This is a genomic window from Nesterenkonia aethiopica, assembly GCF_039534665.1.
Lineage (GTDB): Bacteria > Actinomycetota > Actinomycetes > Actinomycetales > Micrococcaceae > Nesterenkonia > Nesterenkonia aethiopica.
The window spans coordinates 63,949-87,653 of record NZ_BAAAVT010000004.1; the positions used below are offsets into that span (position 1 = coordinate 63,949).

At 69.2% G+C, this 23,705-nt stretch carries 15 protein-coding genes and 1 pseudogene; 9 read left to right on the forward strand and 7 right to left on the reverse strand.

All coding sequences use genetic code 11. The features are described from left to right. Window positions 1-33 precede the first annotated feature (33 nt). Together ABD658_RS03720 and ABD658_RS03725 are read right to left on the reverse strand one after the other, a co-directional pair. Window positions 34-1,281 carry a methyltransferase gene (locus ABD658_RS03720; protein ID WP_344685438.1) on the reverse strand — a complete coding sequence of 416 codons (1,248 nt, stop codon included), beginning with the start codon at window positions 1,279-1,281 and terminating at the stop codon, window positions 34-36. Then, window positions 1,278-2,000: an IMPACT family protein gene (locus ABD658_RS03725; protein WP_344685440.1), complete on the reverse strand. Its 723-nt coding sequence runs from the start codon at window positions 1,998-2,000 to the stop codon at window positions 1,278-1,280. Before ABD658_RS03725 ends, ABD658_RS03720 begins: the two co-directional genes overlap by 4 nt. A gap of 331 nt (window positions 2,001-2,331) precedes the next feature. Between ABD658_RS03725 and ABD658_RS03730 the strand changes: the two genes are divergently transcribed. Then, on the forward strand, window positions 2,332-4,164 hold the full coding sequence (locus ABD658_RS03730; protein WP_344685442.1) for a BCCT family transporter: 1,833 nt from the start codon (window positions 2,332-2,334) through the stop codon (window positions 4,162-4,164). 72 nt (window positions 4,165-4,236) lie between these two features. Here the strand turns inward: ABD658_RS03730 and ABD658_RS03735 are convergent, their stop codons facing one another. Continuing rightward, entirely contained in the window at window positions 4,237-5,571 is a 1,335-nt protein-coding gene (locus ABD658_RS03735) for a cytochrome P450 (RefSeq protein ID WP_344685444.1), read from the reverse strand. Window positions 5,572-5,754: 183 nt separating this feature from the next. Between ABD658_RS03735 and coaE the strand changes: the two genes are divergently transcribed. From coaE to ABD658_RS03750, 3 genes and pseudogenes are all read left to right on the forward strand, one after another. Continuing rightward, window positions 5,755-6,312, forward strand: coding sequence for a dephospho-CoA kinase (coaE, locus tag ABD658_RS03740; protein ID WP_237090015.1), 558 nt, complete (start codon window positions 5,755-5,757; stop codon window positions 6,310-6,312). Between the two features lie 167 nt (window positions 6,313-6,479). Beyond that, window positions 6,480-8,636 (forward strand): excinuclease ABC subunit UvrB, encoded by a 2,157-nt coding sequence (gene uvrB, locus ABD658_RS03745; RefSeq protein WP_344685448.1) that lies wholly within the window; start codon window positions 6,480-6,482, stop codon window positions 8,634-8,636. Between the two features lie 238 nt (window positions 8,637-8,874). Next, window positions 8,875-9,849: pseudogene (locus ABD658_RS03750) on the forward strand (TerC/Alx family metal homeostasis membrane protein); the annotation flags it as partial. Between the two features lie 74 nt (window positions 9,850-9,923). Here ABD658_RS03750 and ABD658_RS03755 read toward each other — a convergent pair. From ABD658_RS03755 to ABD658_RS03770, 4 genes are all read right to left on the reverse strand, one after another. Then, a complete protein-coding gene (locus ABD658_RS03755) occupies window positions 9,924-11,321 on the reverse strand; it encodes an alpha/beta fold hydrolase (protein WP_344685453.1) in 1,398 nt (465 codons plus the stop codon). A 200-nt stretch (window positions 11,322-11,521) separates the two neighbouring features. After that, window positions 11,522-14,110, reverse strand: coding sequence for a DEAD/DEAH box helicase (locus ABD658_RS03760; RefSeq protein WP_344743944.1), 2,589 nt, complete (start codon window positions 14,108-14,110; stop codon window positions 11,522-11,524). 8 nt (window positions 14,111-14,118) lie between these two features. After that, window positions 14,119-14,781, reverse strand: a complete 663-nt coding sequence (locus tag ABD658_RS03765; protein ID WP_085437397.1) for an MBL fold metallo-hydrolase — start codon at window positions 14,779-14,781, stop codon at window positions 14,119-14,121. A 10-nt stretch (window positions 14,782-14,791) separates the two neighbouring features. After that, complete coding sequence (locus ABD658_RS03770) at window positions 14,792-15,661, reverse strand: HAD hydrolase-like protein (protein ID WP_070160141.1); 870 nt, start codon at window positions 15,659-15,661, stop codon at window positions 14,792-14,794. Between the two features lie 217 nt (window positions 15,662-15,878). On the opposite strand from ABD658_RS03770, the gene uvrA reads away from it, so the two are divergent. The 5 genes from uvrA to ABD658_RS03795 all read left to right on the forward strand — a co-directional run bounded on the left by uvrA (window position 15,879) and on the right by ABD658_RS03795 (window position 23,692). Then, window positions 15,879-18,755 (forward strand): excinuclease ABC subunit UvrA, encoded by a 2,877-nt coding sequence (gene uvrA, locus ABD658_RS03775; RefSeq protein ID WP_344685646.1) that lies wholly within the window; start codon window positions 15,879-15,881, stop codon window positions 18,753-18,755. Window positions 18,756-18,985: 230 nt separating this feature from the next. Then, window positions 18,986-19,675 (forward strand): lysophospholipid acyltransferase family protein, encoded by a 690-nt coding sequence (locus ABD658_RS03780; RefSeq protein ID WP_311024435.1) that lies wholly within the window; start codon window positions 18,986-18,988, stop codon window positions 19,673-19,675. Beyond that, window positions 19,668-21,689: an excinuclease ABC subunit UvrC gene (gene uvrC / locus ABD658_RS03785; RefSeq protein ID WP_344685463.1), complete on the forward strand. Its 2,022-nt coding sequence runs from the start codon at window positions 19,668-19,670 to the stop codon at window positions 21,687-21,689. Before ABD658_RS03780 ends, uvrC begins: the two co-directional genes overlap by 8 nt. 42 nt (window positions 21,690-21,731) lie before the next feature. Next, a complete protein-coding gene (rapZ, locus tag ABD658_RS03790; protein ID WP_070158767.1) occupies window positions 21,732-22,625 on the forward strand; it encodes an RNase adapter RapZ in 894 nt (297 codons plus the stop codon). 2 nt (window positions 22,626-22,627) lie between these two features. Beyond that, complete coding sequence (locus ABD658_RS03795; protein WP_311024117.1) at window positions 22,628-23,692, forward strand: gluconeogenesis factor YvcK family protein; 1,065 nt, start codon at window positions 22,628-22,630, stop codon at window positions 23,690-23,692. Window positions 23,693-23,705 lie beyond the last annotated feature (13 nt).

The window sequence follows — 23,705 nt, forward strand, 5'->3', positions numbered from 1 at the left end:
GTCGTGGGCGGCGGCGAGCCGGGCGACGCCGGGTCAGCGTCGTCTGGTCGACTCGGTGACGGTGAAGGTCGGGTTCCGTGCGAGCTGCCGGGTGGGGCCCACCCGGCGTTCGAGGACCGGCCGGTGTCGCAGGTGGGAGTTCCAGACGCACACCAGGTGGCCGCCCGGAGCCAGCACCCGACCGGCCTCGGCGATGAGCCGGTGGGCGACCGTGGGGTCCACCGCGTTGCCCCGGTGGAACGGGGGGTTCAGCAGGATGGTGGAGACGGAGCCGTCCGGCCAGCGGGACAGCCCGTCGTCTCGGACGGTGCGGACCCGGTCGGCGACGCCGGCCGCCTCGGCGCTGAGCCGCGTGGAGGCCACGGCGGAGGCGGACTGGTCCACGGCGGTCACCTGAAGGTCGGGGTCACGGAGGGCCGCCCACACGGCGATGGTGCCGTTCCCGCAGCCCAGGTCCAGCAGTGTGCCGTCGGCGGAGGGCAGCGCCTCGGCGGACCCGTCGGCCAGAGTGCTGAGCATCAGGCGCGTGCCCGGGTCCAGGCTGGTCCCGCCATAGACGGCCCCCTGTGCGTGCAGCGTCAGCGGCGGCGGGAGGCCCAGGTCGGAGACCCCCGAGTGGTCCTGACGTCGGGGGAACGGGGCGGTGCGTCCCCGGCGCGGTCCTCGGGCGGTCAGCACACGGGCCTTGCCGCGGCCGCGCCCGGGCACCACGTCGGTGAAGCAGGCGGCCAGCACCTCGTTCATGGAGCGGGTCATGTGCTTGTCCCGTCCGCCGGCGAGCAGGACGACGTCGTCGGCGGCGTGCTCGGCCACCAGCCAGGTCCAGTCCTGAAGGGTCTCCAGAGCACGGGGAAGCGGCATCAGCACGGTCCGGGCCCCGGCGACCAGCTCCTCGGTGACGCCGCAGGTCCGGGGGAGCGCCTGGAGGCTGTCGGTGAGACCGTGCCGGACGGCGTTGGCCTGTGCGGCGAGCTCCCCGCTGCGGGCGTCCTGACCCGTGCGCAGCGTCAGTGGGCGCAGCTCCGGCGGCGCGGCCAGCAGGCTCAGCGTCAGTGCGCCCCAGCGGTCGTCGGCCACGGCGACGGCGTCGCGGGGATGTCCGGCCGTCCACCAGGCGGCCGCCGTATCCAGCAGCAGCCGGTCGGCGGCATCGGCGCCGGGCCCTTCGGGAGGGTGCTGATCGAGGTCGTCGAGGAGCGCGAGGGACGTCAGGGCCGAGGGCCGGACCGCCGGCGTCCGGCCCTCCGGCACAGGGGACGCGGGGACGTCAGAAGGGCTCATGGCCTCTGCTCCACCCAGATGTGGCCGTCCTCCTGCAGGCAGGGGCGCCCCGAGCTCAGCTGGGCGAGCCGTGCCTCGAGGTCCTCGCGGTCCTGGGCCGTGTCGTCGACGGCCAGGCTGAGCCGGGCGGTCGCGTCGGTGCTGTACTCGGTGCTGTACTCGGTGCTGTACTCGGTGCTCATCACGGTCACCCCGGCGGCCCGGAGCTCGTTCTCCCAGCGCCCGACGACCGCGACCGGCGCCGGCAGACTCACCTGGCGCAGGCGACGGCGTCGGCGCAGCAGGCCGTGGGCGTGCGCCTGCTCGACCGCGGCGACCACGGAGTCGGAGTAGGCGCTCACAAGTCCGCCGGCGCCCAGCAGAGTGCCGCCGAACCAGCGCACCACCACCGCGGTGACATCCGTGAGGTCCTGTCGTCCGTCCATGGTGGTGGCGTGTGTGAGGGCCTCCAGCATCGGTGCCCCGGCGGTGCCGGAGGGCTCCCCGTCGTCGTTGCCGCGCCGGAGCTCCTGGGACGGTCCGATCACCCAGGCGCTGCAATGGTGCCGAGCGGTGTGGTGTTCGCGGCGCAGCCGGTCGACCAGCGCTTGGGCGTCTTCGAGCGTCGGGGTGCGTCGGAGCACGGTGAGGAACCGTGACTTCCTGCGCTCCAGCTCGACGACGACCTCGGCGTCCTCGGTGAGGACGGTGCTCAGGCGGCCGGCGAGGGAGGGGCTCATGGGCCACCAGTCTAGAGGAGCTCGCCGAACCTGCTGGCATTCAGGTGATGATCAGCCGATGTTCAGGAGTCATTGCGGACCATCATGAATGCCGTTCCCGTGAGGGGATGATCCGCGGCGAAGATGACATGCGGAGGGGTGCCGAGGGCCTGGTCGCGGGAGGCGACGGCCCGTAGAGTGTACGCATCCACCTGGGGCTACACGCCGTCATCGGTGAAAACGTGAAAACAATCCCATATTCTCCTACGGTGAGTGACACGTTCCGGAACACCGAGACCGCACCTTGAGATCGGCGCCCCGGACACCAGGCAGACCGACGAAAGGCATCCTGATGCTCGAAAGGTTCCACGACCTGTTCAGACTGCGGACAAGCCCTGTGGTGTTCTTCGCCTCGGCGGCGATCATCCTGGGATTCGTCGTGCTCACCCTGCTCAACCCGACCGGCATGGGGGAGTTCTTCGGCACCGGATCGGGGTGGATCTATGACAACCTCGGCTGGTTCTACGTCTCCGGCGTGACGATCTTCCTGCTCTTCCTCATCTACATCGCCCTCGGACGCTTCGGACGGATGCGCCTCGGTCAGGACGACGAGACCCCTGAGCACTCGGACGTCTCCTGGTTCGGGATGCTCTTCGCCGCTGGGATCGGAACGATCCTGATGTTCTGGGCCGTGGCCGAGCCGGTGAACCACTTCGCGAACCCGCCGCGGGGCATCTCCGCGGACGAGGCCGCGGAGATCGTCGACGGCGGAGGCAGCGTCGACCCCACCATCGTGGTCGGCGGCACCGCGGAGGCGGCGTCCGAAGCGATGGGCTTCACGCTGTACCACTTCGGACTGCACACCTGGACGATCTTCACGCTTCCCGGCCTGGCGTTCGCCTACTTCATCTACAAACGCAACCTTCCCCCGCGAGTGTCCTCCATCTTCCAGCCGCTGCTGGGGGAGAAGATCCACGGACCGGCCGGGAAGGCCATCGACATCCTGGCGATTGTGGGCACCGTCTTCGGCGTGGCGGTGTCGATCGGTCTGGGCACCATGCAGATCAACTCGGGTCTCGCGGAGCTCTTCGGCATCGACGAAGGGGCGCTGTCTCAGATCATGATCATCACCGCGGTGACGATCGTGGCCCTGATCTCTACGCTCCTCGGGGTGAACCGAGGCATCAAGCGGCTCTCCAACTTCAACATCTGGGTGGCCATCGCGCTGCTGGTCTTCATCCTGATCACGGGGCCGACCGTCTACCTGCTGCGCGGCATGATCGAGTGGACGGGCGTCTATGCGGCGATGCTGCCCGAGCTGGCGTTCTGGAACGACACGATGGCGGACACCGGCTGGCAGAACGGCTGGACCATCTTCTACTGGGCCTGGACCATCACCTGGTCGCCCTTCGTGGGGATCTTCATCGCCCGCATCTCACGGGGACGCACCGTCCGGCAGTTCGTGGCCGGAGTCCTGGGGCTGCCCACGGCGTTCACCATCATCTGGTTCGGCGTCTGGGGCACCGGAGTCTTCGACATCGAGATGCACGGCGACGGGGGCCTGGTGGAACGCGTGGTCGGCGAAGGAGACATCCCCGGGGCGCTGTTCGCCTTCCTCGGCGACTTCCCGCTGGTGACGTTGACCTCGGCGGTCGCGATCATGCTCGTCTCGATCTTCTTCATCACCTCCATGGACTCCTGCGCCCTGGTGCTCAACGACATGTCCTCAGGCTTCGAGGGCAAGGTGCCGGCCCATCAGAAGGGCTTCTGGGCGGTGTCCATCGGCCTGATCGCGGCGATCCTGCTCACCGCCACCGGCGACGGCGGCCTCGAGGCCCTGCAGAACGTGGCCATCGTGCTGGGCCTGCCCTTCTTCCTGCTGGGCTATCTGATGATGTTCAACCTCTCTCGAGCTATGCGGGAGGATGCCGGAGAGGTCGGCTACCTGCGGACCCGTCGCTGGCTGAAGACCCTGCCGCCCGAGGAGTACGAGCGCCGCATGGAGGAGGCCGACGACTCCCTGGTCGAGGCAGTGGTGGCCCCCGACTTCCAGGAGGGCACCCAGCCGGAAGGCGCCCCGGAGGTGGAGCACGTCGAGCAGCCGGAGATCGTCGAGGAGTATCGGATCCGCACGGGAGAGACCCCCTTGGTCGACCCGACAGACCCCGACGGCCTCCGGCGCTGAAACGGGCACGGGCACGGCGGGTCGGACCGCGGTCCGACCCGCCGTGCCCGTGGACCTCGCCGCCTGTTCCCCTCACCGGGGCCGGAGGCGCAGCGGAGCCCCGTCCCGGGGGACGTTGGTGATGTTGCGCAGCCGCGTCCCGGCCGGCCGGTTCGCCACCGGATCCACACGGCGGAGCACCTCTCTGAGGACCTCCACGCCCTCCATCTGGGCGAAGGCCGCCCCGAGGCATCGGCGGACGCCGCCTCCGAACGGGATCCAAGCCCCCGGGTCGTGAGTTCCGTCGAGGAACCGCTCGGGGGCGAAGTCCTCCGGGTCCGGCACGAGCTGCGGATCCATCTGGGTGAGCATGATGGCCGGGGCCACGGTGACCCCGGCAGGGATCCTCCAGCCGCCGATGTGCTGCTCGGTGCGCAGGGTGCGTGCCACGAAGTCGATGATGGGGTGTCGCCGGATCGCTTCCGTCAGGCAGGCCTCCAGGTAGTCGTCGTCTCCGACGTCGGCAGCATGCCGCGCCCTGCGCCGCACCTCGTCATGGCGGCCGAGCTCATGCAGGGTCCAAGCCAGCGCCGAGGCCGTGGTCTCGTACCCGGCCAGCACCAGGGTGATCAGCTGGTCGCGCAGCTGGGCGTCGTCCAGCCCGGCGTCGATCAGCATAGACAGCACGTCATCCCCCGAACTGCCGGCTCCCGAATCGCCGACTCCCGATCCGGCGTCGGGTCGGGATCCGTCCTCGGGTCGGGCTCCCGAAGGAGCCGCGGTCCGGCGGGCGGCCAGCTCCTCCGCGATGATCTCGTCGAGCTGCCGCAGGTTCCTGCGCTCGGCGCGCCACGGAGGAATCCCGCGCAGTCGGGGATACAGCCAGCCCAAGGCGACCACCGGCCCCACCTCCACGAGCCGCAGCACCCGCGGCCGAAGACGTTCGAGACGGTCGGCCGAGGTCACGCCGAACACGACGTGGAGCATGATGTCCAAGGTCACCGCGCTCATCCGGTCCAGGGCGTCGATCCGGTCTCCGGGCCGCCAGCCGGAGACCTCCGCGGCGACCAGGCGTCGGACCGTCTCTCGGTGACCCTGGACCGCACGGGGTGAGAACGCGGGCATCAGCGCTCGGCGCAGGGCCCGGTGATCCTGGCCGTCGGTGAGCATGACCGACTGATCACCCATGGCGGCACGCAGCACCTCATTGCCCCCGGCTCCGCTGAATTCCCAGGAGTCGCCGGCGAAGATCTGACGGATGTCCTCAGGGTCCGAGAACAGCACGACGGTCTGCGGACCCGGCAGCAGCCGGAGCGTGAAGGTGGAGCCATAGCGGGCACGCAGCCGAGGGAAGGCACGCATCCTTCCGCCGTAGGTCATCAGGGTCTGGGCCGTGGCCGGCAGGCGAGGACCGGGTGGAAGCGTCATGGGCGGATTCTTGCATAGACTCGTCCCATGACCCGACCTTCCTCCGCCCGCCGGCCCGGCCCCGGCGGCGACCCGGATGTGGAGTCACCTGCGCCCTCGACTCCGGCCCCCGGGCCCGGTGGCACCGTGCTGGTGGGCCTGACCGGAGGGATCGCCTCCGGGAAGTCGGCGGTCGCTCAGAGGATGGCCGCCCGGGGCGCCGTGGTGATCGACGCCGACGTCCTCTCCCGCTACGCGCTGCAGCCCGGGGGTGAGGGCCTGGCGGAGGTCGCCGAGGCCTTCGGAGAGTCCGTGCTGACCGCCGAGGGAGCGCTGGATCGGGCCGCGCTGGGCGCGATCGTCTTCTCCGACCCCGAGGCGCGTCGGCGGCTCAACAGCATCGTCCATCCCCGGGTGCGTCAGCAGGCTCGGGCGCTGCGCGAGCAGGCTCCGCCCGGCAGCGTAGTGGTGGAGGACATCCCCCTGCTCGTCGAGACCGGGCAGGCCGACCGCTTCGACCTCGTTGTGGTGGTCCAGGCCCCGGAGGAGGAGAGGGTCCGCCGCATCGTCGAGGATCGGGACGGCACCGAGGCGGACGCCCGAGCGCGGATCGAGGCGCAGGCCACCGATGCGCAGCGCGCGGAGGTCGCCGACGTCGTGCTGGACAACTCCGGGAGTCTGGAGGATCTGGAGGCTCGGGTGGACGAGCTGATGGACCGGCTGTCCCGGTCCGACCGCGGAGGTCTCATCGGCCGAGCCTGAACGGGCGTCGCGGGGCAGGGCGCCCGGACTGTCCGGGATGAGCGGCCCGGATCAGCTGTGTGGGATCGACGGTCCCGGATCGAAGACATCTTCGAGCGTGAGGCGGTAGGCTGTCCTGGGGGCCGGAACCTGGCCCGCGAGACCCATGGACGGGAGGCGAGTGGACGATGTCTCTGGCGCCGAAGATCAGCCGCACAGTGGCTCCCTTCGAAGTGGTCAGCCCCTATCAGCCCTCCGGCGACCAGCCGAAGGCGATCGAGGAGCTGGCCGAACGCATCGAAGGCGGCGAGAAGGACGTCGTGCTCATGGGCGCCACGGGCACCGGCAAGTCGGCGACCGCCGCCTGGCTCGTGGAGCGGGTGCAGCGCCCGACGCTCATCATGGTGCAGAACAAGACGCTCGCCGCCCAGCTGGCCAACGAGTTCCGCGAACTGCTTCCGCACAACGCCGTCGAGTACTTCGTCTCCTACTACGACTACTACCAGCCCGAGGCCTATGTTCCGCAGACGGACACCTTCATCGAGAAGGACTCCTCCATCAATGAGGAGGTCGAGCGGCTCCGGCACTCCGCCACCAATGCGCTGCTGACCCGCCGGGACGTCGTCGTCGTGGCTACTGTCTCGTGCATCTATGGTCTGGGCACTCCGGAGGAGTACATCGCCCAGATGGTGCCGGTGCGGCGTGGGGACACGCTGGACCGCGATGATCTGCTGCGCCGATTCGTGGGGATGCAGTACGTGCGCAACGACACCGACTTCCACCGAGGGACCTTCCGGGTGCGCGGGGACACGGTGGAGATCATCCCCATGTACGAGGAGCTCGCGGTGCGCATCGAGTTCTTCGGCGACGAGATCGAGGCGATCCACACCCTCCATCCGCTCACGGGCACCGTGGTGCGTGAGGAGGAGGAGATGTACATCTTCCCCGCCAGCCATTACGTGGCCGGCGACGACCGCATGGCGAAGGCCGTCACCGCCATCGAGGACGAGCTGCGCGAGCGGCTGGCCGAGCTGGAGTCCCAGGACAGGCTGCTGGAGGCCCAGCGGCTGCGCATGCGCACGACCTACGACCTCGAGATGATGCAGCAGATGGGTTTCTGCAACGGCATCGAGAACTACTCGCGGCACATCGACGGCCGGCCTCCGGGGTCCGCTCCGCACTGTCTGCTGGACTACTTCCCGGACGACTTCCTGTTGATCGTCGACGAATCCCATGTCACGATCCCGCAGATCGGCGGCATGTACGAAGGGGACATGTCCCGGAAGCGCACACTCGTGGAGCATGGGTTCCGTCTGCCGTCGGCGATGGACAACCGGCCGCTGACATGGGACGAGTTTTTGGAGAGGATCGGGCAGACCGTCTACCTCTCGGCGACTCCGGGCCCCTACGAGCTCGGCATCTCCGACGGCGTGGTCGAACAGATCATCCGCCCCACGGGACTCATCGATCCCGAGGTGGTGGTGAAGCCGACGAAGGGTCAGATCGACGACCTGCTCGGCGAGATCCGCCAGAGGACGGCGCGCGACGAACGGGTGCTGGTCACCACGCTGACCAAACGCATGGCCGAGGACCTGACGGAGTATCTGTTGGACCACGGGATCAAGGTCGAATACCTCCATTCCGACGTGGACACCCTCAAGCGTGTGGAGATCCTCCGCGACCTGCGCAGGGGCGTCCACGACGTCGTCGTGGGGATCAACCTGCTGCGGGAGGGTCTGGACCTGCCGGAGGTCTCCCTGGTGTCGATCCTGGACGCGGACAAGGAAGGCTTCCTGCGCTCCACCCGTTCGCTGATCCAGACGATCGGCCGCGCCGCCCGCAACGTCTCCGGACAGGTGCACATGTACGCCGACCGGATCACCGACTCCATGCGTCAGGCCATCGACGAGACCGAACGGCGTCGGCAGATCCAGAAGGCCTACAACGACGAGCACGGCATCGACCCCAAGCCGCTGCAGAAGAAGATCGCCGACATCACCGACCAGCTGGCCCGCGAGGACGCCGACACGGCGGACCTGCTGCAGGGCATGGGCGGGCTGGCCACCGGCTTCGAGTACGGCAAGGGCCATCGCGGCTACACCGGGTTCGAGGGCTCCGCCTCGGGTGCGGCCGCACAGGATGACGGGTCCCCGGAGGCGGCTTCGGCGGGAAGCATCGCGTCGACGACGCCGGCGGCCGACCTGGCGGACCTCATCGAGCAGATGACCGGGCAGATGCACCACGCCGCCGAAGAGCTGAACTTCGAGCTGGCCGCCCGGCTCCGGGACGAGATCGGGGACCTGAAGAAGGAGCTGCGCCAGATGCAGCAGGCCGGACACGACTGAGCACGGCCAGGGATCCGGTCCCTGGCTCCTTCAGGGCCCGCCTGCGCCTGCGGGTGTATGCTGATCTCTGCGTGAGGGAGTATCCGTCAGCGGTGTGCACGTCAGCACGCGGGTCGTCGTCGACCTGCCGGGCACAGCGGTCGGGAGCCGGCAGATCCATCAGGATCGCGCAGGCGTCCGGGGGAGAGACTCGCGAGGACCACCCACATCCTCGTGACTGTCGAAAGGACCCTCTCCTGTGGAGATCACACCCCTGGTCTGGGGACTCACCATCCTGCTCATCGTCGGCCTGCTGGCCTTCGACTTCGTCTTCCACGTGCGCCAGGCGCACATCCCGAGCATCCGGGAGGCCGCGGTCTGGTCGGCCCTCTACATCGGCGCCGCGCTGGCCTTCGGACTCGTGTTCCTCGCCATGGGCGACCCTGCCCTGGCCACCGAGTACTACGCAGGCTATGTCACCGAGAAGGCGCTCTCGGTGGACAACCTGTTCGTCTTCCTGGTGATCATCGCCAGCTTCAACGTCCCCCGGGAGGACCAGCAGAAGGTCCTGCTGTTCGGCATCGTCTTCGCCCTGATCGTCCGCACCGCCTTCATCCTGGTCGGGGCCGGCCTCATCCATGCCTTCTCCGACGTGTTCTACCTCTTCGGGATCATCCTGCTGGTCACCGCCGTCCAGCTGCTGAAGAAGGGCGCCGCGGGAGAGGACGCGGCCGAGGAGGCGGACAACATCATCATTCGTCTGGCCCGGCGTTTCCTGCACACCACCGACCACTACGACGGCGACCGGCTCGTCACACGAGTGGACGGGAAGCGGATGCTCACGCCGATGCTGCTGGTCATGGTGGCCATCGGCGGCACCGACATCCTCTTCGCCGTGGACTCGATCCCGGCGATCTACGGGCTGACCCAGGAGCCGTACATCGTGTTCGCGGCCACGGCGTTCTCGCTGATGGGGCTGCGGCAGCTGTACTTCCTGATCGACGGGCTGCTGGACCGGCTGGTCCACCTGTCCTACGGTCTGGCGGTGATCCTCGGCTTCATCGGGGTCAAGCTGGTGCTCCACGCCCTGCATGAGAACAACCTGCCGTTCATCAACGGCGGCGAGAACGTTCCCGTGCCGGAGATCTCCACGGGGCTCTCGCTCATCGTGATCGTCGCGGTGCTGGCCGTCACCGTGATCAGCTCGCTGCTCACCTCGGCAGCCCGCGCGCGGCGCGAGGACGAGGAGCACGCCGCGCAGAGCTCATGAGGGAGGCGTCCCCTGAGCGGAGCTGCCCGACGATCGTCTCATGTGGAGTACCGCGCTGACGGCGCCTGAGCCTCCTCGGCGGCGTCAGCCCGGCCGTCCCGGGCGCCTGCTGAGGCGTCAGTGCGGTGCAGCAGCTCCCGCAGGATCCTCGCTCCATTGTCGTGCAGACCGTCGTGGTGGAACTCATCGGTCTCCCAGACGCTGAGCCCGCGGACTCGGGAGGCGGTCTCCAGGGAGAGCTCGCGGGCCACATAGACGTCGTCGGTATAGACGGCGGCCGCCGTGGGGACCTCGTTCCGTGCCAGCTGATCCAGGTCGTAGAGAGGCTCCCAGTCGTCGACGTCGGCCAGTCGGTCTGCGGCCTCCGCCAGGGGTGCCAGCGCGGGGTCCAGCGCCAGGTGGTGGCGCAGGATCATCTCTCCGGTGAGCATCGGGGAGGTCCCGGTCGGGCAGAACTCGGGGTGGTCTTCGAGCACGCGCTCAGCCGCCCAGCCGGTGTCGCCGCGGCCGTCCGTCATCTCGGCGGGCTGACCGTAGATCGATTCGTGCATCACCGCATACATGGGGGCCGCTGCGAAGGAGATCTGCTGGTGGACTGCGTGCAGGAACGTGTCGGACAGCGCGTCGGTCCCCGGCGCGACGAAGGCCTCCTCGAGCAGGTAGTGCAGAGAGTCGGCCCGCGTGTTCCCACCCAGCAGCATGCCCACCGACTGCAGACGGGGGACCGTCAGCGGGGAGCCGTCCGGCAGGAGCACCTCGTGGCGGCGGAGGTGATCGACGATCTCGTCCAGCCTGTCGCGGTCCTCGGGGAACCGGGCGAAGTGCTCCCGGTTCCGGGCCGCCATCTTCGCGTAGGTGGCTTGGTACACCCGGTCGGCGTGGCCCGTCAGAGGAGGAAGGCCGCCCGTGATGAGCGCCCTGTCCAGTGAGTCGGGGAAGAGGGACAGATAGGTCAGGGTGCAGAACCCGCCGAAGCTCTGCCCCAGCACGCTCCAGCTCTGCAGGCCCAGGTGCCGACGGAAGGCCTCGGCGTCGTGGACGATGGCGTCAGCCCGGAAGCGTCGCAGATAGGCGGCCTGCTCCGCTGCGCGGCCCCTGCGGAGCACCGAATGGCGGGTCAGCGGGGTGGACAGGCCGGTGCCTCGCTGGTCCAGCATCAGGATGCGGAAGCGGCTGCCGGCCTCCTGCATCCACGCCGGGGTCCGCGCCGGACGGGTGCCCTTGCCGCCGGGCCCGCCCTGCAGAAACAGCAGCCAGGGCATCCGGGCCACGTGGTCCTCACCACGGGCGGCGGCCTCCGGCGTGACGAACTCACGGGCGAACAGGTCGAGGCCTTCACCGTCGGGGGCCGCGTGGTCCAGGGGGACCCGCAGCCGGTGCTCCGTCAGGCGGGTGCCGTCGAGGAGGGTGCGGACAGGGGAAGACGTCGAGGTCATGCTGTCTCTCTCTGCTGGCCGGTCCCGCTCTGTCGGCTGGCCGGGCGTGCGTCGTCGTGGGGCTCCTCAGCGGTGCTCTGCCGCTGAGGTGGGACGATGGGAGCTGACTCGGGCGAGGTGGTCAGCTCCCACCGCGGATCAAGTGTGGCACACGGCACAGCCGGAGGTCATCCCGCCGGACTGGTGGGCTGCGACGACGGTCAGGCTGCCGGCTCGTGGTGGACCTCGCCGACGTGATCGACCAGCACCACCGGGGCGCCGACCTCGTCGGAGGAGGCCAGATCGATCCAGGCGTGGATCGCCCAGTCGTGATTGCCGTCGGCGTCGTCGAGGACCTGCACCGCCCGCCAGAAGCCCGGACGGCCCTCCGGCGACTCATCGATGCGGATGAGCGCCGGGCCGCGGGAGGAAGCATCGGTGAACACATCGTCGTAGACGTCGAAGAACGTGTCCATGGCCTTCCCCCACCGTTCGGCGTCCCACCCGGCGTCACCGTCCAGCTGCTCGAGCTGCTGCTCCTTCTCCTGGGCGAAGAGCTCGGCCCGCAGGAACATCGCGTTGCGCACCATCACGCGGAAGGCCCGCACATTGTGGGTCACGCCCTCCGGTTCTGCCGGCGCCTCGGTACTGAGCTCGAGATCCTCCGCCGTGGAGTCCTCGGCCCCGGAGGCCAGCCGCTCCCACTCCTCGAGCAGCGAGTTGTCGGTCTGGCGGATCATCTCGCCGAGCCACTCGACCAGATCCTCCAGCGTCTCGGTCACCTTCTGCTGCGGCACGGTCTGGCGCAGCGCCTTGTAGGCGTCGGTGAGATACCGCAGCAGCACTCCCTCCGAGCGGGTGAGCTGATAGTGGTTGACCATGTCGACGAAGCCGAAGGCCCGCTCGACCATGTCCCGCACGACCGCCTTGGGCGCCAGCTCATGGTCGCCCACCCAGGGCGCCGAGGTCCGATACACCTCGAACTGCTGGGTCAGCAGCTCGCCCAGCGGCTGGGGATGGGTCATCTCATCGAGGATGCGCATCCGTTCCACATAGTCCACACCCTCGGCCTTCAGCTCACCGATCTTCTCGGACTTGAGCTTCTTCACCTGGGCGCCGGTCACCTGGTACGGAGTCTCCAGGATCGCCTCGATCACGGAGATGACGTCCAGGGCGTAGGTCTCCGACTCCGGGTCCAGGAGCTCCAGCGCGGCGACGGCGAAGGGGGCCAGCGGCTGGTTCAGCGCGAAGTCGTCCTGCAGGTCGAGCGTCAGGTCCACTGTGCGCCCGTCCTCGTCGGGAGCCTCCAGTCGCTCCAGCACGCCAGCGGTGAGCAGCTCCCGCAGGATCTGCAGCGCCCGCCGCTGGAGGATCGCCTGCCGGGCCGGGGTCTCGTCGGAGCCGCGGATGAGCCGACGCATGGCCAGGATCGGGTCCTCAGGGCGTTGCAGGAGCTGCAGCACCATCGCATAGCTGATCTGCATGCGTGAGACCATCGGCTCCGGCGTCGCCTCCACGAGTCGGTCGAAGGACTTCTCCGACCAGGAGACGAAGCCGTCGGGCGGCTTCTTCTTCCCCGTGGAGCGGACCGCCTGGGCGACCTTCTTCTCGTCGTCCCCGTGCTTGGCCCGCGCCTTGCGCAGCGCCTGCTCGTTCTCGATGACATGCTCGGGGGCCTGCACGACCACCCGGCCCTCGGTGTCGAAGCCGGCGCGCCCCGCCCGTCCGGCGATCTGGTGGAACTCACGGGCGTTGAGCTGGCGCGTCCGCTCGCCGTCGTACTTGCTCAGGGCGGTGAGCACTACGGTGCGGATGGGCACGTTGATGCCGACGCCGAGGGTGTCGGTGCCGCAGATGACCTTCAGCAGCCCGTCCTGGGCGAGCTGCTCCACGAGGCGCCGGTACTTGGGGAGCATCCCGGCATGGTGGACGCCGATGCCGGACCGCAGCAGCCGATTGAGCACCTTGCCGTACCCCTTGGCGAAGCGGAAGGTCTCCAGACGCTGCCGGATGCGCTCCCGGTCCTCCTTGCCGGCCACGTTCAGCGAGGCGAGCCCGGCGGCACGTTCCGCGGCCTCGCGCTGGGAGAAGTGCACCACGTAGACCGGCGCCTGTCCGTCGGCGACGAGGTCCTCGAGCTTGTGCTGCAGCGGCGTGGTGGAGTACTCGAAGTGCAGCGGCACCGGACGCTGGACCGAGGAGACGGTGACGACGTCTCGGCCGGTCCGCTCGGCGATGCGGCGCTCGAAGCGGCTGGTGTCGCCCAGGGTGGCGGACATCAGCAGGAACTGGGCCTGGGGAAGCTCCAGCAGGGGCACCTGCCAGGCCCATCCGCGCTGGGGGTCCGCATAGAAGTGGAACTCGTCCATGATGACGGGCCCGACGTCGGCCTCCGTGCCGTCGCGCAGAGCTTCGTTGGCCAGGATCTCCGCCGTGCAGCAGATGATCGGGGCGTGGGCGTTGACCGCCGAGTCTCCGGTCACCATCCCGACGTTCTCCGCGCCGAAGATCTCCACGAGCGCGAAGAACTTCTCGGAGACGAGCGCCTTGATCGGAGCGGTGTAGACGCTGCGTTCGCCGCGGCACAGGGCGAAGAAGTGGGCGGCCGTGGCCACCAGGGACTTCCCGGAGCCGGTCGGGGTGGCCATGATGACGTGCCGCCGGTCCGCGAGCTCCAGGACAGCGTCCTCCTGGGCGGGGTAGAGGGTGATCCCACGCTGGGCGGTCCATCCGGTGAAGGCCTCGACGAGGCTCTCGGGGTCGGGGACGCCGTCCGCAGCGGGGGCAGGACGCAGGGAGTCGAGTCGCAGGGCCGCCACTACCAGCCGCGCTCCCGCCACGCGGCGAGCTCGGGCCGTTCCGCGCCCAGCGTCGTGGGGTCGCCATGTCCGGGGTGGATGACGGTGTCGTCCGGGAAGGCCGCGAAGAGCCGCGCCTCGACGTCGTCGATCAGCGTGCGGAAGTCCTCTGCGCTCCAGGTCTTTCCGACGCCGCCGGGGAACAGCGAGTCTCCGGTGAAGATGTGGGTGGGGCCGTCTTCGACGGGGTACACGAAGGCCACCGAGCCAGGGGTGTGGCCGCGCAGCTGGATGACGTCCAGCGCGATGCCGTCATACTGCACCAGGTCGCCGTGGTCGACCCGACGGTCGATCCGCACGCCTTCGGCCTCCTCGATCGCACCGGCGTCGTCCTGTCCCGCGACCGTCTCCACGTCGGCGGCGAGCTCGGGCAGCGCGCGGATGTGGTCCCAGTGACGATGCGTGGTGAGCACGGCGCGCAGCTGCGGCGCGCAGGGGGTGTCGACGGCGGCTTCGGCCAGCATCGCGCGGATCGCCGGGACGTCGTCGGCGGCGTCGATGAGCACCTGGACCCCGGACTTCTTCGCGGTGAGCAGGTAGACGTTGTTGCTCATCTCGGAGACCGCGACGCGGCGGACGGTGATCGCCGGAAGGTCATGGATCAGAGAGCTGTCGGTGGCCATGGGTGACAGTCTATGGTCTGCTGTCGATCAGACGCCATGGCGATGCCGAGCCCTCGGCCGGATCCTCGGCTGCGCTGTGGGTCGAGTCCTGAGTCGGGCTGGGGGCCGGCCTCGCTGCGCTGTCCCCGAGCGGCACATCGAGAAGGTGCTCGAGTGCATCTCGGAGCCCCTGCGCGTCGTCGACCACGACGTCGGCGCCGGCCTGTTCGAGCTCCCCGGCCGGGGCGCTGCCCCACCGCACGCCGACACAGGGGATCCCATGGGCCTGGGCGCCCTCGACGTCGAAGATCCGATCCCCGACCATCGCCGCTCGGGGCCGAGAGGGGCCGCCGCTCGGATCGCGGTCCGAGGCGCGGGCCACGTCCCTCAGCGCGGCCGCGAGGATCGGCGCCTTGCCGGCATGGGGCACGGTCTCGTCCGGATCCGAGCCTGCGACGACGTCGACGGCGCCCGCCAGGCCCTGGACCTCGAGCAGTCGCTCCGCCAGCGGCTGCGGCTTCGAGGTGGCCACCGCCAGGGCGACGCCTGCCTCCCGCAGGTCGGCCAGGAGCTGCCGGAGTCCGGGGTAGACCTTGGAGGCCGCCATGCCGTGGGCGAGGTAGCCGGCTCGATAGTGCGCCACGAGGCCCGGCAGCATCTCGGTGGTCACGCCCGGCAGGGACAGCAGGCTGGCGGCGAGCGGCGGGCCGACCATGCCCTCCAGCGTGGGCTGGTCGGGCACGTCGATCCCGTGCGCGGCCAGGGCCGCGGCGATGCCGCCGGTGATCGAACCGGCGGGGTCCACGAGGGTGCCGTCAAGGTCGAAGAGGACGAGGGGAGCGCCGTCGTCTGCGGAGGGCTCGTCGTTCTGCAGGGCGGGGGAGGTGGGGCGGGTCGTCACGCCTCCATCCTGCCATCCGGGTCCGTGCGGCCGGCGAACGGCCCGGGTGATCGAATATTTGTTCGATCGAAGGTGCGGGCATACACTGGTGCGCGTGTCTGAGCCAGTTGCCGCGATCGACGGCGCCGTGATCGAATCCGTCGACGACTACTACAGCCGGGGTGCGCGCCGGAAGTCCGGCGCCAACGGCACCGTCGGTCGCGCCGAGGCGGACCGCATCGTCGTCCAGGGGGCCCGGGAGCACAACCTGCACGACGTGGCCGTGGAGCTTCCGCGCAACGCCTTCATCGTCTTCACCGGCCTCTCCGGCTCGGGGAAGTCCTCCTTGGCGTTCGACACCATCTTCGCCGAGGGGCAGCGGCGGTACGTCGAGTCGCTCTCGGCGTACGCGCGCATGTTCCTCGGACGGGTGGACAAGCCCGACGTCGACTTCATCGAGGGGCTGTCGCCGGCGGTCTCCATCGATCAGAAGTCGACCTCGCGGAACCCGCGGTCGACGGTCGGAACCGTCACCGAGATCCATGACTATCTGCGTCTGCTCTGGGCCCGCATCGGCGTTCCGCACTGCCCCGTGTGTGGAGAGCGGATCGAGCGGCAGACCCCTCAGCAGATCGTGGACCAGATCCTGGACCTGCCGGTGGGAGCCCGCTTCCAGGTCCTGGCGCCGGTCGTGCGCGGGCGCAAGGGCGAGTTCAAGGACCTCTTCCGAGACCTGGCCGGACAGGGCTTCGCCCGGGCCGTGGTGGACGGCGAGCAGATCCAGCTCAACGACCCACCGGTGCTCGAGAAGCAGATCAAGCACCACATCGACGTGGTCATCGACCGCCTGGTCATCCGGGAGGGCATGCGCCAGCGGCTCACCGATTCGATCGAGACTGCTCTGCGTCTGGCAGAAGGACGAGTGGTGATCGACCTGGTCGACCTGGCGGAGGACGGCTCGCCGGAGAACCCCGAGAAGGTGCCGGACGGCCTCGAAGGCCCCAAGCTGCGCAGCTTCTCCGAGAACCTGGCCTGCCCCAATGAGCATCCGCTGTCGATCGATGAGATCGAGCCGCGTTCCTTCTCCTTCAACTCGCCCTTCGGCGCCTGCCAGACCTGCTCGGGCATCGGCTCGCGGCTCGAGGTGGACGAGGAGCTGGTCATTCCGGACGACACGCTCTCCCTGGCCGACGGAGCGATCGCCCCCTGGAACCGGGGGAAGGCCTCCAGTGAGTACTGGCTGCGGCTCATCCGCGCGCTGGCCGAAGACCTCGACTTCTCCCTGGACGTCCCCTGGCGAGAGCTTCCCAAGAAGGCCCGGAAGGCGTTGCTGCACGGGCGGAACCACAAGGTGGTCGTCCAGTATCGGAATCGCTTCGGCCGGGAGCGGAAGTACTCCACTGGTTTCGAAGGCGTGCTCTCCTACATCCATCGCAAGTATGAGGAGACGGAGTCGGACAACGCCCGGGACCATTACGAGCAGTACATGCGTCAGGTTGCGTGTCCGGACTGCGACGGGCAGCGCCTGAATCCCGCCTCACTGTCCGTCCTGATCGAGGGTCGGTCCATCGCCGAGGTCTCCCGCAGCCCGCTGGACGAGATCGTGGCGTTCTTCTCGGGTCTGAGTCTCTCCGCCAGAGATGCGACCATCGCCGAGCAGGTGCTCAAGGAGATCCTGGCGCGGCTGAACTTCCTGCTGGACGTGGGCCTGGGATACCTGAACCTGGAGCGGGCGGCCGGCACGCTCTCCGGCGGCGAGGCGCAGCGTATCCGGCTGGCCACGCAGATCGGCTCCGGGCTGGTGGGTGTGCTCTATGTGCTCGACGAGCCCTCGATCGGTCTGCACCAGCGCGACAACACCCGACTCATCCAGACGCTCACGCGTCTCAGGGACCTGGGCAACACCCTGATCGTCGTGGAGCATGACGAGGACACCATCGGCGAGGCCGACTGGGTCGTCGACATCGGTCCGGGAGCCGGAGAGCGCGGCGGACGGATCGTGCACTCCGGATCCGTGGAGGGCCTCAAGGCCAATGAGGAGTCCATCACCGGCGACTATCTGGCCGGTCGGCGCGCGATCGCCGTGCCGCCGTCGCGGCGCCCCGTGGACCCCCAGCGCAGGCTGCGCATCGTCGACGCCCATGAGAACAACCTCGCCGACGTCAGCGTGGACATCCCGCTGGGCGTCTTCCTGGCCGTCACCGGAGTCTCGGGCTCCGGGAAGTCCACCCTGATCAACGAGATCCTCTACAAGTCGCTGGCCAACAGGCTCAACAACGCCCGGCAGGTGCCGGGGCGGCACCGTCGCATCGACGGAGTGGACCATCTCGACAAGGTCATCCACGTCGACCAGAGCCCCATCGGCCGCACCCCGCGGTCCAACCCGGCCACCTACACCGGCGTCTTCGACCACATCCGGAAGCTGTTCGCCGAGACGCAGGAGTCCAAGACCCGCGGATACCAGCCGGGACGGTTCTCCTTCAACATCAAGGGGGGCCGCTGCGAGGCCTGCTCCGGCGACGGCACCCTGAAGATCGAGATGAACTTCCTGCCGGACGTCTACGTGCCGTGTGAGGTCTGCCAAGGGGCGCGGTACAACCGCGAGACGCTCGAGGTGCACTACAAGGGGAAGAACATCGCCGAGGTCCTCGACATGCCGATCGAGGAGGCCGCAGAGTTCTTCTCCGCGTTCGCGCCCATCGCCCGGCACCTCACCACGCTGGTGGACGTGGGCCTCGGGTACGTGCGCCTGGGTCAGGCCGCGACCACGCTCTCCGGCGGTGAGGCCCAGCGAGTGAAGCTCGCCTCGGAGCTCCAGAAGAGGTCCAAGGGCCGCAGCATCTACGTCCTGGACGAGCCCACCACTGGCCTGCACTTCGAGGACATCCGCAAGCTGCTCGGCGTCCTGCAGAGCCTGGTGGACAAGGGCAACACCGTGGTGACCATCGAGCACAACCTGGACGTCATCAAGTCTGCCGACTGGATCATCGACCTCGGGCCAGAAGGGGGCACAGGCGGCGGAAGGATCGTCGCGGAGGGGACTCCCGAGGCCGTCGCCGCGCAGGCGGACCACACCGGTTCGCACACGGGTCGCTTCCTGGGGCATCTGCTCTGATCGACCCCGTCCTGCGGGCGGACGGCGCCCGGGCGACGCCCGGGCGGAGGGTGGCGGCGGCACAGCAGCCGCTCCCGCCCGATGACCTGCGCGCAGGGCCGAGGCGGTGGCCGTGACGGGTCTCGCACCGGGTACACTGAACCGCGGCCCAGCACAGACGGCGCCCTGCGCCCGGCGACTCGAAGGATCAGCACGTGAGCACAGACCCCACCGCGCCCGCCCCGAAGCGCGTGGTCACCCACGATGCGATCCGCAAGGCGTTCTCCGCCTACGTGAAGCTCACCTGTCGCCCCACGATCACCGGGCTGGAGAAGGTCCCGGCAGAGGGGGGCTTCGTCGTCGCCAGCAATCACCTGTCGTTCCTGGACTCGGTGCTGATCCAGGCGATCTTCCCGCGGCCCGTGAGCTTCTTCGCCAAGGCTGAGTACTTCACGCAGCCCGGGATCAAGGGACGGGCCATGAAGATCTTCTTCGAGTCGGTCGGGTCCGTGCCGGTGGAGCGGCAGAAGAAGTCGGCGAGCGTGGAGGCGCTGCACCAGCTGGGAGACATCGCCGCCTCGGGCCACGGCGTCGGGATCTACCCGGAGGGCACCCGCAGCCGGGACGGGCGACTTTATCGCGGCAAGAACGGAGTGGGCTGGCTCGCGCTGGCCACCGGACTGCCGGTGGTGCCGGTGGGACTGAAGGGGACCGAGAACCTCCAGGCGCCGGACTCCAACCGCGTGCGTTCGGCGGCGTTCGAGATGCATGTGGGCGACCCGCTGCACTTCGAGCACATCGGCCAGCGCCATCCGCTGCCGGTGCGTCGGGAGGCGACGGCACGCGTCATGGATGCCATCGCCGCGCTGACCGGGCAGGAGCGCGTCGACACGTACAACAGCCCGCCGGCGGACAGGGACGACGCCGACGCCGATGGCTGATCCCGCCTCCTACCGACCCCGGCCGGGAGAGATCCCGACCTCGCCGGGCGTCTACCGCTTCATCGACCCGCACGGTCGGGTGATCTACGTCGGCAAGGCCAAGAACCTGCGGGCCCGCCTCAACTCCTACTTCGCCCGCCCTGAGGGGCTTCACCCCAAGACCTACGCCATGGTGCACACCGCCTCCCAGGTCGAGTGGACGGTGGTCGGTTCCGAGCTGGAGGCGATCCAGCTGGAGTACACCTGGATCAAGCAGCACACGCCGCGCTTCAACATCATGTATCGGGACGACAAGTCCTACCCGTACCTCGCCGTCACCATGAACGAGAAGTTCCCCCGCGTGCAGGTCATGCGGGGCGACCGGCGCCCCGGCGTCAAGTACTTCGGGCCCTTCCACCCGGCCAAGGCGATCCGCGAGACCGTGGACACCATGCTGCGCGTCTTTCCGGTGCGCAGCTGCTCCGCCGGGGTCTTCCGTCGTGCCGAGGCGTCGGGCCGCCCCTGCCTGCTGGGCTACATCGACAAATGCTCCGCTCCCTGCGTGGGACGGATCAGTCCGGAGGACCACCGCCGGCTCGCCGAGGAGTTCTGCGAGGTCATGGCCGGGCGTCCCGGCCCGCACATGCGCCGCATCGAGACCGAGATGAAGGAAGCCGTCGCGGAGCTCCGCTACGAGGACGCCGCCCGGCATCGGGACGATCTCGAGGCTCTGCGACGGGTCTTCGAACGCAATGCGGTCGTGCTGTCAGAGGAGACCGAGGCGGACATCTTCGCCTTCGCGGAGGACGAGCTCGAGGCGGCCGTGCAGGTCTTCCATGTGCGGCAGGGACGGATCCGCGGGCAGCGCGGGTGGGTCGTGGAGAAGGTCGAGGAGACTGACGCCGCCGGCCTGGTGGAGCAGCTCCTGCTGCAGGTCTACGGGTCCATGGAGGACGCCGAGCGGATCCCGCGGGAGGTGCTCGTCCCGGAGCTGCCCGAGGATGCGGAGCAGCTCGGCGCCTGGCTGCGGCAGCGTCGCGGAGCCGCCGTCGACCTGCGCGTGCCGCGGCGTGGTGACAAGGCCGCTCTGCTCGGCACGGTCCGAGAGAACGCGCAGCAGGCTCTGATGCTGCACAAGGCCCGGCGCTCCTCGGACCTGACCACACGGTCCCAGGCGCTGCGCGAGCTGCAGGAGGCTCTGGACGCCCCTGACGCGCTGCTGCGCATCGAGTGCTTCGACATCTCGCACACGTCGGGGACCAATGTGGTGGCGTCGATGGTGGTGATGGAGGACGGCCTGCCGAAGAAGAAGGACTATCGCCGGTTCTCCGTCCGGGGGGACGCCGCCCGGGACGACACCAGCGCGATGCGGGACGTCATCACCCGGCGGTTCTCGCGCTACCTGGACGACCAGATGCGGCTCGACGCACCGGGCGGGGAGCCCGCCGTCGTCGCGGATGACGGCACGGCGACTCCTGACGCGTCGGACGTGCCCGACGCTTCTGCGGGATCCGGGCCGGTGGAGGACACGACGGTGGATCGTGAGGGGAGCCGCTTCGCCTATCCGCCGAGCCTCGTGGTCGTCGACGGCGGCCAGCCTCAGGTCGCCGCGGCCCGTGAGGCCCTCGATGCCCTGGGGATCACCGAGCTTCCGGTCATCGGTCTGGCCAAGCGGCTCGAGGAGGTGTGGCTGCCCGACGACGACTTCCCTCTGGTGCTGCCGCGCTCCTCGCAGGCGCTGTACATGCTCCAACGCATCCGTGATGAGGCCCACCGCTTCGCCATCTCCTACCACCGCAGCAAGCGGTCCCGAGAGATGACCGCATCCGCGCTGGATGAGGTGCCTGGGCTGGGGCCTGCGCGCCGGAGGGCGGTCGTGGAGCATTTCGGCTCGGTGGCACGGATCCGACAGGCCGGCGTGGAGCAGATCGCGGAGGTGCCCGGCATCGGGGAGGCCACCGCCCGACGCATCCTGGAGCACCTGGCCGACGAGGATCAGCATGGATCCGGCGCTCCAGGTCAGGCCGGGGCCTGAAGCGATTGTTGAGGGTGCCGCCGGGGACGTAGGCTTCCTCCTATGAGCGATGGACTGATCCCGGTGAAGCCTCCCGAGAACGAGCTGCTGATCGTGACCGGCATGTCGGGCGCCGGCCGCACCACCGCGGCCCATGCGCTCGAGGACCTCGGCTGGTACGTGGTGGAGGGGCTCCCCGCGGAGCTCATCGGGACGATGATGGATCTCATCGCGAGGAACCCCGGATCCGTGGAGAAGCTCGCGGTGGTCATCGACGTCCGGTCCCGCGGCCCGTTCAGCGACATGATGGACGCCCTCGGTCAGGTCCGTGCGGCGGGTCTGACCTACCGGATGCTGTTCCTCGACGCCTCGGACGAGCTCCTGGTCCGGCGCTTCGAACAGGCGCGCCGCCCGCATCCGCTCCAGGGGTCCGGACGGATCCTCGACGGCATCGTCGCCGAGCGGGACATGCTCAAGGAGGTCAAGGCCGGAGCCGAGGTCGTGGTCGACACCACGGAGCTCAACGTCCACGGGCTGGCCCGGGAGATCACCGAGATCTTCACCGACGACGGCCCGATCCAGCTGCGGCTGAACGTGATGAGCTTCGGCTTCAAATATGGTGTGCCGGCCGATGCGAACTTCATCGCAGACGTCAGGTTCGTACCCAACCCGCACTGGGTGCCGGAGCTGCGGCCGCTCACCGGACTCGACGAGCCGGTCCGCGAGTACGTGCTCGTCGACGAAGGTGCCGGCGAATTCGTCGACCGGTACGTGGAGGCGCTCAAACCCGTGCTGGAGGGGTACCGGCGGGAGAACAAGCACTATGCGACGCTCGCCGTGGGCTGCACCGGGGGCAAGCACCGGTCGGTGGCCATCTCCGAGGAGCTGGCCCGTCGGCTGGCCCAGGTCCCCAATGTCACGGTGAACACCGTGCACCGTGACCTGGGGCGTGAATGAGCATGGCCTCCTCCTTTCCGGCTCCCCAGTCGACCGGGCCGGTGCCGATCGTCCCCTCCACGGCCGAGTCCCGGGGCACCCATCCCTCGGGCCGCCGGTCGTTCCGTGTCTCGGCGCTGGGCGGCGGGCACGGTCTCTCCGCCACACTGGCCGCGCTGCGGATCATCGCGGCCGAGCACCTGACGGCCGTCGTCACGGTCGCCGACGACGGCGGCTCGTCGGGGCGCATCCGACAGGACATGGACGTGCTGCCCCCGGGAGATCTGCGCATGGCGCTTGCGGCGCTGTGCGATGACACCGAGTGGGGGCGCACGTGGGCGCAGGTCATGCAGCATCGCTTCCGCTCCCGGGACGGTGTCACCGGCAGCCTCGATGACCACGCCATGGGCAATCTGCTGATCGTCGCGCTCTGGGAGCTCATCGGTGATCCCGTCGACGGTCTGCGCTGGGCCGGGGCGCTGCTGGGCGCGCGGGGGCAGGTGCTGCCGATGTCGCGTGAGCCTCTGACGATGTCCGGCCTGGTGCATCGCCCCGCCGCTGACGGGCAGGAGCCGTCAGCGCCGATGCGCGTCTCCTCCCAGGTGGAGTTGGCCCGGGCGGGTCAGCTGGGCCGGCTCACCGATGTGCGGATCCATCCCGAGGAGGCGCAGGCGTGCAGCGAGGCGGTCACGGCGATCGAACTCTCGGACTGGGTCGTGTTCGGCCCGGGGTCCTGGTACACCTCGGTGCTGCCGCATCTGCTGCTCGAGGATCTGCGAGCGGCCCTGTGCGAGACCGAGGCGAAGCGGTGTATCGTGATGAACCTCACAGCTGACACCGATGAGACCGTCGGGATGACGCCGGCGGATCACCTCGAGGTGCTGATCGACCATGCCCCTGAGCTCCACGTGGACCGGATCATCGCCGACCCGGACTCCGTGCGCACGGACGACCGTGCCGCCTTCGAGCAGGCGGCGGCGCGGCTCGGGGCGCGCGTGGGCTATCACCGGGTGCGCAAGGAGGATGATCCTGAGGTCCATGACCCGCTCCGGCTGGCGATCGCCTTCGACGAGGTCTTCGGCTCCTGACGGGCGAGGGCGC